Origin of the sequence: Marinobacter alkalisoli (genome assembly GCF_045449855.1) — a bacterium.
Taxonomy (GTDB): Bacteria; Pseudomonadota; Gammaproteobacteria; order Pseudomonadales; family Oleiphilaceae; genus Marinobacter.
On the sequence record NZ_JBJJLC010000025.1, the window covers coordinates 303,345 to 315,266 of the forward strand.

Here is an 11,922-nt window from a genome sequence, read left to right on the forward strand (position 1 = left end):
GCCTTGACTGCCCAACACCTAGTCAGGTATCAGAATGGTTTGACCCTGCAGACGTTCTCACAAGCAACGTAAACTGCAAGACATTACTCTGTCCTGAAAGAGCAGGTCCGTCGCTTGGGTAAAAACCAGAAGAAATAGGCGCGGCGCGAATGTTCGCTGTTGTTTAATAGCCAATCGCCGATGCTTTGTCGAGCTGCCCCCAAATTTACGTAGTTCGCCTCAATTAGTTCGAAAACAAAAACTCCGTGCCAAGCATCACTCGGCACGGAGTCATTATAGTCAGGGCTTTTAGGACTCTCGAAGCGTGAGAATACCCGGGCGGCTAGACCGTCAGGTGCTTCCTGATAAGTTCGTCATTCAACCCAGCAATCTCATCCTCAGCAACCCGCCGGCCCCGATCCAAAATCGCAAACCGATCCGCATACTTCCTCGCAAACGGCAACTTCTGCTCAACGAGTAGAACGGTCAAACCATCCTCCACAATCAGCCTGCGAATAACCTCCCCAATCTGCGCCACAATATTCGGCTGAATCCCCTCCCCCGGTTCATCCAGAATCAACAGCCTGGGCTCAATCACCAACGCCCGCCCAATGGCCAACTGCTGTTGCTGCCCACCAGAAAGATCCCCCCCTCTGCGATGTTTCATTTCCTTAAGCACCGGAAGCAACTCATACACCCGCTCGGGGATTTTCTTGCTGCCGTCCTTGCGCACCGCCAAACCGGTGCGCAGGTTTTCTTCCACGGTCAGCAGGGGAAAGATCTGCCTTCCCTGGGGCACGTAGCCGATGCCCAGCCTTGAGCGGTCTTCAATTTTCTTTTTGGTCAGCTCCACGTCTTCGGCGAATTCGATGCTGCCGTTTTTGGTGGTTTCCTCGCCCATGATGCATTTCATCAGGGTGGTTTTGCCCACGCCGTTGCGGCCCATCACGCAGGTGCACTGGCCCTGGGGCACGTCCAGGTCCAGATCCCAGAGGGTGTGGCTTTCGCCGTAGTATTGGTTGAGTTTCTGGATCTTGAGCATTACGCCTCCTCCCCGAGGTAAACCTTGATCACTTCCGGGTCGTTGGAGACCTGGTCCATGGTGCCTTCGGCCAGCACGCTGCCCTGGTGCAGCACGGTGACCTGGCGGGCGATGGAGCGCACGAAGCCCATGTCGTGCTCCACCACCACAACGGACTGTTTGCCGGCCAGGCTGGTGAGCAGTTCGGCGGTGCGTTCCATTTCCTGTTCGGTCATGCCCGCTACCGGTTCGTCCACCAGCAGCAGCCGGGGTTTCTGCATCAGCAGCATGCCGATTTCCAGCCACTGTTTCTGGCCGTGGGAGAGGATGCCGGCGGGTTTATCCCGCAGCTGTTTCAAGCCGATCATTTCCAGCACTTCGTCGATGCGGTCGCGGAATTCCGGTTTCATGAAGGCGGTCAGCGTGGGCAGGATGCGCTTGTCGGTGGCCATGGCCAGTTCCAGGTTTTCGAACACGGTGAGGGCTTCAAACACCGTGGGTTTCTGGAACTTGCGGCCGATGCCCAGGCTGGCGATGTCCGGCTCGTTCTTGGTGAGCAGGTTGTGGCGGCTGCCGAACCAGACGGAGCCGGTGTCCGGGCGGGTTTTGCCGGTGATGATGTCCATCATGGTGGTTTTGCCCGCGCCGTTGGGGCCGATGATGCAGCGCAGCTCGCCGTCGTCGATGGTGAGGTTGAGGTTGTTGATGGCTTTGAAGCCGTCAAAGCTCACGTTCACGTCTTCCAGGTACAGGATCGGGCCGTGGCGCACGTCCACCGGGGAGGCTTCGGGTGCGAGGAATTCGAACACGCGCTCGCGGTTGCTGAGTTGCTCGAACATGCTCATGCGGTGGCCTCCTGTGTTTGGGGTTTGGATGGATCGGCGTCGCTGTCGTCATCCGGCTTCTGGCGCTTCTGCAACAGGCCGGCGATGCCCTTGGGCAGGAAAACGGTGACCAGCACAAACAGGCCGCCGAGGGCGAACAGCCAGGCGTCCGGCATCACGCCGGTGAACACTGTTTTGGCGTAGTTCACCAGGATGGCGCCGATCACCGCGCCGTAGAGGGTTGCGCGGCCACCCAGGGCGACCCATACCACGATCTCGATGGAGAACAGCGGCGAGAATTCGCTGGGGTTGATGATGCCCACTTGCGGCACATACAGCGCCCCGGCCACACCCGCCAGCATGGCGGACACCACGAACACGAACAGCTGCACCCGTTCCACCCGGTAACCCAAAAAGCGTGTGCGGGCTTCGGCGTCGCGGCAGGCGATGCTGACCCGGCCCAGCTTGCTGGTAACAATACCGCGGCAGATCACGTAGCCGATGGCCAGCGCAATGCCGGTGGCGATGAACAGCCCCAGCCTTGTGGCGTCGGTGCGCAGGTTAAAGCCGAGGATGTCGCGGAAGTCGGTCAGGCCGTTGTTGCCGCCAAAGCCCATTTCGTTGCGGAAGAAGGCCAGCATCAGCGCAAAGGTCAGTGCCTGGGTGATGATGGACAGGTACACCCCGGTCACCCGTGAGCGGAACGCCAGGAAGCCGAACACCAGCGCGAGCAGGCCCGGGGCCAGCAGCACCATGATGAAGGCGAACCAGGCCATGTCGAAGCCCAGCCAGTACCAGGGCAGCTCCTGCCAGTTCAGGAACACCATGAAGTCCGGCAGGATCGGGTCGCCGTAGGTGCCGCGATCACCAATCTGGCGCATCAGGTACATGCCCATGGCGTAGCCGCCGAGGGCAAAGAAGGCGCCGTGGCCCAGGCTGAGAATGCCCAGGTACCCCCACACCAGATCCACCGCCACCGCCAGCAGCGCGTAGCACAGGTATTTACCCAGCAGGGTGACGGTGTAGGCGCTGACGTGCAGCGTATGGCCTTCCGGCATGATCAGGTGCAGCAGGGTGACCAGTGCCACCGCGGCAAACAGCACCCCGAGAAATATCTGTGTGGAACGCTCCTGTAATGGCCGGAGCAGCCAGGTTTGTGATGTTGGCATAGCTCAGCCCTCCGCGGCCCGGCCCTTCTGGGGAAAGAGTCCCTTGGGGCGTTTTTGAATGAACAGGATGATCAGCACCAGCACCATGATCTTGGCCAGTACCGAGCCGGCCCAGGGTTCCAGGATCTGGTTGATGGTGCCCAGTGACAGGCCCGCCAGCAGGGTGCCCCAGAGGTTCCCCACGCCGCCGAACACCACCACCATGAAGGAGTCGATGATGTAGTTCTGGCCCAGGTTGGGGCCGACGTTGGTGATCTGTGACAGGGCCACGCCCGCCAGTCCGGCCACGCCGGAACCCAGGCCGAAGGTGAGGATGTCCACCCGGGTGGCGCGAATGCCCATGGACCGGGCCATGGCGCGGTTCTGGGTCACGGCCCGCACTTCCAGGCCGAGGCGGGTCTTGCGCATGATCAGCATCAGCCCGGCAAACACCACCAGGGCGAAGCCGATGACGTACATGCGGTTCAGGGTCAGAGACAGGGCGTCGTTGATCACCAGTGAGCCACTCATCCATTCCGGTGTGGTCACCGAACGGTTGAGGGGGGAAATCACCGTGCGCACCAGTTGCTGCAGGATCAGGCTGACCCCGAAGGTGGCCAGCAGGGTTTCCAGCGGGCGGCCTTTGAGGTGCTGGATCACGCTGCGTTCGATGGCGATGCCCGCCAGCGCCGCCACCATAAACCCGGCGGGGATGGACAGGATCAGCGCCAGCCCGGGCTGGCCGGGTAACAGTTGCTGCATGCCCCAGGTGGTGTAGGCCCCCAGCATGATCAGTTCGCCATGGGCCATGTTGATCACGCCCATCACGCCAAAGGTGATGGCCAGGCCGATGGCCGCCAGCACCAGTACCGAGCCGAGGGACAACCCGAAATACAGGGTTTCAGCGGCGCGGTTCATTTTCAGTTTCTGTTCGATGGAGACCAGCGCTTCTTTGGCGCGGGCCGCCAGGGCGGGATCGTCCCCGGCTGCCGCGTTGTTGAGGGCGGCGCGGGCGTTGCTGTGCAGGCTGCCGGTCAGTACGTCGATGGCTTCGGCATTGCCCTGCTCCAGCTGGTAGATGGCTATGGACTCTTCAATGCGATTGCGAACCGGGCCCGGCAGGTCCCGCTCCAGTAATTTGGTCAGTGGGTTCACCACACTGTCGTTGACCTTGCCCATCATGGCTTCGGCGGCGGCTTCCTGCACCTCGGGGTCGTCTGAATACAGGTCCAGCATGGCCAGCACGCCTTCCAGTTTGCCGCGGATGGCGTTGTTGATGTTGACCCGGTCCAGCTCCCGGCGGGAGATCTTGCCGAGGTTCTCACCGGTGAGCGGGTCGGCAATGGTCCAGTCGCGGCCCACATTGCGCAGCACCACCACGACTTGCCCGGTGTCTTTGTTACGGCTCAGGCGGTTATTGCCGAACGCGTCCAGCCAGCTTCTAGCGCGGGGATCACCGCTATCTACGATGGCTTCAATGGCGGCGTCCATTTGCATGGGTGAAGCGTCCGCCAGGTCAGCGAGCAGCGCCCGCCCGGGGTCGTCTTCGGTCTGGCTGTATGCCGGCAGGCTCAGCGCCATCAGCAAGGCAAGGCCCAGGGATTTGAGACAAAGAGGCGTGAGCCATCGGAGGATGCCCATGTGTCCGTCCTGTTGTTGGAAATAAAAGGTTGGCAATGAATCGTTGGTTCCGGGGTCCGGAACACCCGGGGCGATCACGCCGCCCCGGAGTTCTCTTTACAGGTTTTGCCGCGTGATTATTCCGCGTCAGCCAGGGCCTGCTCGCCCGCGGAGGCGCCGCAGGTGCCGGACTTGACGTTGAAGTTGCCGCACTTCAGCGGGGCGCGCCAATCGGAAATCAGATCACGGGAACCCGGCAGGAAGTCGGACCAGGCATCGCCGGCCACCGTGGATGAGGTTTCCCACACTACGGAGAACTGGCCGTTGTCCTGGATCTCACCGATCAGCACCGGCTTGGTGATGTGGTGGTTCGGCATCATGGTGGCGTAACCGCCGGTCAGGTTGGGTACGCTCACGCCAATGATGGCGTCTTTCACCGCGTCCACGTCGGTGGTGCCGGCTTTCTCGACTGCTTCCACATACATGTTGAAGCCGATGTAGTGGGCCTCCATCGGGTCGTTGGTGACGGCGGTATCATCGCCCTTGTAATCGATCCAGGCGTCGATGAAGTCGTAGTTGGCGTCGCTGTCCACGCTCATGAAGTAGTTCCAGGCGGCCAGGTGACCGACCAGCGGGCCGGTGTCGATGCCAGCCAGTTCCTGCTCACCCACGGAGAAGGCCACCACAGGGATGTCGGAAGAGGCAATGCCCTGGTTGCCCAGTTCGCGGTAGAACGGCACGTTGGCGTCACCGTTAATGGTGGAGACCACCGCGGTCTTCTTGCCGGCGCTGCCGAACTTCTTGATGTCGGAAACGATGGACTGCCAGTCGGAGTGACCGAAAGGCGTGTAGTTGATCATGATGTCGGCTTCGGCCACACCCATGTCTTTCAGGTAGGTTTCCAGGATCTTGTTGGTGGTGCGGGGATACACATAGTCCGTACCCGCCAGAACCCAGCGCTCAACGCCCAGTTCGTTCTTCAGGTAGTCCACCGCCGGAATCGCCTGCTGGTTGGGCGCCGCACCGGTATAGAACACGTTCTCGGAAGACTCTTCGCCTTCATACTGTACCGGGTAGAACAGCAGGCCGTTGAGCTCTTCCACCACGGGCAGTACGGACTTGCGGGATACCGACGTCCAGTTGCCGAAGATAACGTCCACGTCTTCTTTTTCCAGCAACTCGCGGGCTTTTTCCGCGAACAGTGGCCAGTTGGAGGCGGGATCCACCACCACGGCTTCCAGTTGGCGACCGTTGATGCCGCCTTTTTCGTTCTGCTGTTCGATCAGCATTTCCATGGTGTCTTTCAGGGCAGTTTCACTGATCGCCATGGTGCCGGACAGGGAGTGCAGGATACCGACCTTGATGGGATCTTCCGCCGCCATGGCGTGGAAGGATACCGACAGCGCCAGTGCAGAGAGGCCCAGTTTCACGTGTTTTCTGATGCTCATGTTGTGAGTCCTTTTATCTTCGTTGGGTTATGTCGTTCGTCGTAAACGCACTTCCCTCTCTGCATCTGCCGTTCCACATTACCTGTATATTCAGCCAAAACAGTCAGTTATCTAGTATACAAGCCATGAACACTATCCCTGCCCATGGCTAACCCACCCTCAAGCCCCTGTTTTCCGGTTCAGTTTTGGTGCGACCGCACCGGCTTTGGGCATTCCCTTTCTCACCAACTTTGAGCGAGAAATTATTAACCAATTGTTTTATATGGATTTTAAAGAAAATTCGCCAAATGGCACGGGCATTGCCAATCAGGATGTATACAAGATGACAACCTGCACGAGGACACCCAATGCCTTCAACACGTGGATGGACACTTCAGGACTGGCGCGCCGCCTATGGCCAGGGCCAGTCGCCGGAGACACTGCTGGGCGATTTGCTCGCCAGCCTGGATACTAAGGACACCGCCTGGATCTCTCTGATCGATCAGGCCGGTTTAAAGAAGGCCTTGGCCAATCTGGACCGGCTTCGGGAACAGGCCGGCGGCGATCTGGCAGCCCTGCCTTTATACGGTGTGCCATTCGCGGTGAAGGACAACATTGATGCCGTGGGCTTTGAGACCACCGCCGCCTGCCCCGCCTACACCTATGCACCAGAGCAGGACGCCGCCACCGTCGCCCGCCTGAAAGCCGCCGGCGCCATCCTGATCGGCAAAACCAACCTGGACCAGTTCGCCACCGGGTTGGTGGGCACCCGCTCGCCTTACGGTGCGGTGCCCAATACCTTTAAACCGGAAGTGGTCAGCGGCGGTTCCAGTTCCGGCTCTGCTTCTGTGGTTGCCCGGGGCCTGGTGCCTTTTGCCCTGGGTACCGACACCGCAGGTTCCGGCCGGGTGCCGGCGGGGCTGAACAATCTGGTGGGACTGAAACCCACCAGGGGCCTGTTCAGCATTGAAGGCGTGGTGCCGGCGTGCAAGTCCCTGGATTGCGTGTCCATCTTTGCGTTAACGGTGGGCGATGCCGGTGCGCTGCAGGAGGTGATGGCCGGCTATCAGCCAAGCGATGCGCTCTCCCGCAAGGCTCCCTCCACCTTACCCAGCGATGGTCCTGCCATTCGCCGTAGCGGCCCCATCAAGCGCCTGGCGATTCCCGAGCACCCGCAATGGTTTGGTGACCAGCAGGCGGAAGCGGCCTGGAACACCGCCATCAGCAACTGGCGCCAGCAGGATGTGGAACTGGTGCCGATGGATTTTGCGCTGATGTCGGAACTGGCGGCGCTGCTGTACGAAGGCCCCTGGGTGGCCGAACGCCACGCTGCCGTGGAAACGTTTCTGGCCGATCACGGCAGCGAGATGAACCCGGTGGTCAAAGGCATCATCGAAAAGGCGGGCAACTTCAGCGCCACCGATACCTTCAAGGCCCAGTACCGCAAGGAAGAGCTGGTTCGCGCCATTGATGAACAGCTGCAGGATGTCGACGCCCTGTTGGTGCCCACCGCTCCAACCGCCCCCACTATCGAGGCGGTGAATGCGGACCCGGTGACCCTCAACAGCCAGTTGGGCACCTACACCAATTTCGTCAACCTGGCGGATCTGTGCGCCCTAGCGGTGCCGGCGGGCTTTCGGGATGACGGCCTGCCCTTCGGCGTCACCTTGATCAGCGGCGCCTGGAAAGACGCCGAGCTGCAGAAACTGGTCTGCCAGTGGCTGAATGCCCACCCGACGCCACTGGGTGCAACCGACTGCAAACGACCGCAGGAGCTCCCGGTCAGCCCGGCTTCAGCGGACACCATTACTGTAGCTGTAGTAGGCGCTCACCTCAGCGGCATGCCCCTGAACACCCAGCTCACCGAGCGCAAAGCGGTGCTGCTGGAGCAAACCACCACCTCGGCCAACTACCGCCTGTACGCCCTGCCCAACACCACGCCCCCGAAACCGGGCTTGAAGCGTGTCGGCCCGAGTGACGGCTGCGAAATGATCGTGGAGGTGTGGCAGATGGCCAACTCCGAGTTCGGCTCTTTTGTCGACCTGATTCCCGCCCCGTTGGGCATCGGCAATGTGGAGTTGGCCGATGGCCGCTGGGTTAACGGCTTTATCTGCGAAGGCTACGGCCTTGAAGGCGCCCGCGACGTCACCGAATTCGGTGGCTGGCGCGCCTACATCACCGCTTTGAAATCCGGCCAGGCATAAGGAGAGCCCAAACATGTTCAGCAAAGTATTGATTGCCAACCGTGGCGAGATCGCCGTGCGCACCATTCGTACCCTCAAGGCCATGGGCGTGGGCAGCGTCGCGGTCTATTCCCATCAGGATCGCCACAGCCTGCACGTCACCCTGGCGGACGAAGCCGTGACGCTGACCGGTAACGGCGCCAGCGAAACCTACCTCGACAAGGCACAGATTCTGGCCGCCGCCAAACAGACCGGTGCGACTGCCATCATTCCCGGCTACGGCTTCCTGTCGGAAAACGCGGAATTCGCCGAAGCCTGCGAAGCCGAAGGCATCGCCTTCATCGGCCCCACCCCAACGCAGATGCGCGAATTTGGCCTGAAACACCGGGCACGGGAACTGGCGGAAGCCGCCGGCGTGCCCCTGGCTCCGGGCAGTGGCCTGCTGAACAGTCTGGACGAAGCCCTGGGCGTGGCCAATCAGCTGGGCTACCCGGTGATGCTGAAAAGCACCGCCGGCGGTGGCGGCATCGGCCTGACCCGCTGTAACAACGAAGGCGAACTGCGGGACGCGTTTGAAACCGTGCGCCGCCAGGGTCAGAGCTTCTTTAATGACAGCGGTGTGTTCCTGGAGCGCTTCATCGCCCGCGCCCGCCATGTGGAAGTGCAGATGTTCGGGGATGGCGAAGGCAATGTGGTTGCCCTTGGCGAGCGGGACTGTTCCCTGCAGCGCCGCAACCAGAAAGTGGTGGAGGAAACCCCGGCCCCGAAACTGCCGGCAGCCACCCGCCAGAAGATGCTGGACGCGGCCGTATCCCTCGGCCAGTCGGTGAACTACCGTTCCGCCGGTACCGTGGAATACATTTACGATGAAGAACGGGACGAATTCTATTTCCTGGAAGTAAACACCCGCTTACAGGTAGAGCACCCGGTGACCGAGTCTGTCACCGGTCTGGACCTGATCGAGTGGATGCTGAACATCGCCGCCGGCGAAAGTCCGGATCTGGCCAGTTTCCAGCCGGAGCTGAACGGCGCCTCCATGGAAGTGCGCATCTACGCCGAAGACCCGTTGAAGGATTTCCAGCCCTCCCCCGGGGAACTGACCGACGTGCACTGGCCGGACGACGGCGTGCGGGTCGATACCTGGGTGGAAAACGGTAGCGAGGTCTCTGCCCACTATGACCCGATGATCGCCAAGCTGATCGTACACGGCAAAGACCGCGACGATGCCCTGGCCAAACTGCAAGCCGCCCTCGCCGAAACCCGGCTGATGGGCATTGCCACCAACCTGGATTACCTGCGCCAAGTGGTGGCCCAGAAGAGCTTCGCCGACGGCATTGTTTCCACCCGCGCACTGGAAAGCTTCGAGTTCAAACCCTCGGTGGCCGAGGTCGTGAAACCCGGCACCTACACCACCGTGCAGGATTACCCCGGCCGCGTGGGCTACTGGAACATCGGCGTGCCGCCCAGTGGCCCGATGGACGACTACGCCTTCCGCATCGCCAACCGCATCGTCGGCAACCACCACGAGGCGGCGGGACTGGAAGCCACCCTGATCGGCCCCAGCCTGAAGTTCCACAAGGATTCCGTCGTGGCGCTGACCGGTGCACTCACGGAAGCCACGCTGGACGACAAGCCCGTGGAATTCTGGAAGCCCATCACCGTGAAAACCGGACAGGTTCTGGCGGTGGGCAAAGCCATCAAGGGCTGCCGCACCTATCTCGCCGTGCGCGGCGGTTTTGATGTGCCGGTGTATTTGGGCAGCCGTTCCACCTTCGCCCTCGGCCAGTTCGGCGGCCACGGCGGCCGGCCCTTGCGCCCCGGTGACATGCTCGGCATCAGCCAGGTAGCACTACCCGCTTGCACCACCACCGCGCCGACCCACGACCCGGCCCCGGCAGACCCGGACCTGATTCCGAACTACCCGGACCACTGGGAAATCGGCGTACTCTATGGCCCCCACGGCGCCCCGGATTTCTTCACCGAAAAGTCCATCCAGAAATTCTTCCAACAGGATTGGGAGGTGCACTACAACTCCAACCGCCTGGGCATCCGCCTGAATGGCCCGAAACCCGAATTCACCCGGGAAGACGGCGGCGAGGCCGGCCTGCACCCGTCCAACATCCACGACTGTGAATACGCCATCGGCTCCATCAACTTCACCGGCGACATGCCCGTGATCCTCACCAAGGACGGCCCCAGCCTGGGCGGCTTCGTATGCCCGGTGACCATCGCCAAGGCCGAGCTGTGGAAAGTCGGCCAGGTGAAACCCGGCGATACGATCCGTTTTGTCGCCATCGACAACGATACCGCCGTGAAACTGTCCGAACGCCAGGAACTGGCCATCAACAGCCTGATGGCCCCACCGGCGGTGGATCTGATCGCCCCGGACCTGGCGCCGCTGAACGACCTGTCCGCCACCATCCTCGCGTACCTGCCGGAAAAAGAAGGCCGCCCGGAAGTCACCTACCGCCAGGCCGGCGACCAGTACATCTTGCTGGAATACGGCCCCAACGTCATGGACCTGGGCGTACGCATGCGCATCCACGCCCTGATGGAAGCCATCGCCGACGTACAACCCGGCGGGCTGCTGGAACTGTCCCCGGGCGTGCGTTCCCTGCAGCTACGTTACGACGCGCGGATTCTCCCGCAACAGGCACTGATGGAATACCTCCTGGACCTGGAAGGCACTCTGCCCCCAACAGACGAACTGAAAGTCCGCAGCCGCGTCATCCACCTGCCCATGGCCTTCGAAGACAGTGCCACCTTAGAAGCCGTCGACAAATACCGCCAGTCCGTCCGCGACACAGCACCCTGGCTGCCCAACAACGTCGACTTCATGCAACGCATTAACGGCCTGCCTACCCGAGAGGAGGTGCGGGACGTGCTGTTCTCGGCAAGATACCTGGTACTGGGCCTCGGTGATGTTTACCTCGGCGCGCCATGCGCGGTTCCCCTTGATCCAAGGCATCGCCTGTTAACGTCCAAATACAACCCGGCCAGAACCTACACCGCCGAAGGCACCGTAGGCATCGGCGGCGTCTACATGTGCATCTACGGCATGGACTCCCCGGGCGGTTACCAGCTGGTAGGCCGCACCCTGCCGATCTGGAACAAATACCTGAAGAACCCACAGTTCGCCGAAGGCGCCCCCTGGCTGCTAAGGTTCTTCGATCAGGTGTGTTACTACCCGGTGACTGAAGCCGAGCTGGACGAAATGCGCGACCAGTTCCGCGCCGGTCAACTGGAAGTGAAAATTGAAGAAGAGACCTTCGATCTGAAATCTCACCAGGCGTTTCTGGATGCCAATGCAGACTCCATCGCTGACTTCCGCAAAATGCAGCAAGCGGCGTATGCGAAAGAAGTCGCCCTCTGGAAGGATAGCGAGGCTGAAGAGCTTGATAAGCTGGCGAAGGCACCGCCAAAGCCGGACACATCCGATCTGGAAAAATTTGGAGAACTGGTCAGCGCGGAGATTGCCGGTAATATCTGGAAATGCTTGGTTAAGCCAGGCGATACAGTGACCGAAGGTGATCCACTTGTGATCGTCGAGGCTATGAAAATGGAGTTCGAAATAAACGCAACTCTATCCGGTGAGATCAGCGCATTACATACCTCACCAGGCAAAGCCGTAACCCCCGGAGAACCTATACTGAGCATTAAAGTCTAGGAGACTCCAGCAACAGGGTCCGTAGCGGTGGTGGGGGGAGTCTTTTTTAAAAA

At 61.0% G+C, this 11,922-nt stretch carries 7 protein-coding genes; 2 read left to right on the top strand and 5 right to left on the bottom strand.

All coding sequences use genetic code 11. From position 1 onward, the window contains the following. Positions 1-322: 322 nt before the first annotated feature. The 5 genes from urtE to urtA form a co-directional block, all read right to left on the bottom strand. Complete coding sequence (urtE, locus tag ACJO5Y_RS11475) at positions 323-1,021, bottom strand: urea ABC transporter ATP-binding subunit UrtE (RefSeq protein ID WP_406987297.1); 699 nt, start codon at positions 1,019-1,021, stop codon at positions 323-325. Next, positions 1,021-1,845 carry an urea ABC transporter ATP-binding protein UrtD gene (gene urtD / locus ACJO5Y_RS11480; RefSeq protein WP_406987298.1) on the bottom strand — a complete coding sequence of 275 codons (825 nt, stop codon included), beginning with the start codon at positions 1,843-1,845 and terminating at the stop codon, positions 1,021-1,023. The genes urtE and urtD overlap by 1 nt, the downstream gene beginning before the upstream one ends. Further along, complete coding sequence (gene urtC / locus ACJO5Y_RS11485) at positions 1,842-2,993, bottom strand: urea ABC transporter permease subunit UrtC (RefSeq protein ID WP_406987300.1); 1,152 nt, start codon at positions 2,991-2,993, stop codon at positions 1,842-1,844. The genes urtD and urtC overlap by 4 nt, the downstream gene beginning before the upstream one ends. A 3-nt stretch (positions 2,994-2,996) precedes the next feature. Continuing rightward, positions 2,997-4,613 carry an urea ABC transporter permease subunit UrtB gene (gene urtB / locus ACJO5Y_RS11490; protein ID WP_406987301.1) on the bottom strand — a complete coding sequence of 539 codons (1,617 nt, stop codon included), beginning with the start codon at positions 4,611-4,613 and terminating at the stop codon, positions 2,997-2,999. Positions 4,614-4,729: 116 nt separating this feature from the next. Then, positions 4,730-6,040, bottom strand: coding sequence for an urea ABC transporter substrate-binding protein (gene urtA, locus ACJO5Y_RS11495; protein WP_406987302.1), 1,311 nt, complete (start codon positions 6,038-6,040; stop codon positions 4,730-4,732). Positions 6,041-6,387: 347 nt separating this feature from the next. On the opposite strand from urtA, the gene atzF reads away from it, so the two are divergent. Further along, complete coding sequence (atzF, locus tag ACJO5Y_RS11500; RefSeq protein WP_406987303.1) at positions 6,388-8,223, top strand: allophanate hydrolase; 1,836 nt, start codon at positions 6,388-6,390, stop codon at positions 8,221-8,223. A gap of 13 nt (positions 8,224-8,236) precedes the next feature. Continuing rightward, positions 8,237-11,869, top strand: a complete 3,633-nt coding sequence (gene uca, locus ACJO5Y_RS11505) for an urea carboxylase (protein ID WP_406987305.1) — start codon at positions 8,237-8,239, stop codon at positions 11,867-11,869. Positions 11,870-11,922: the final 53 nt, after the last annotated feature.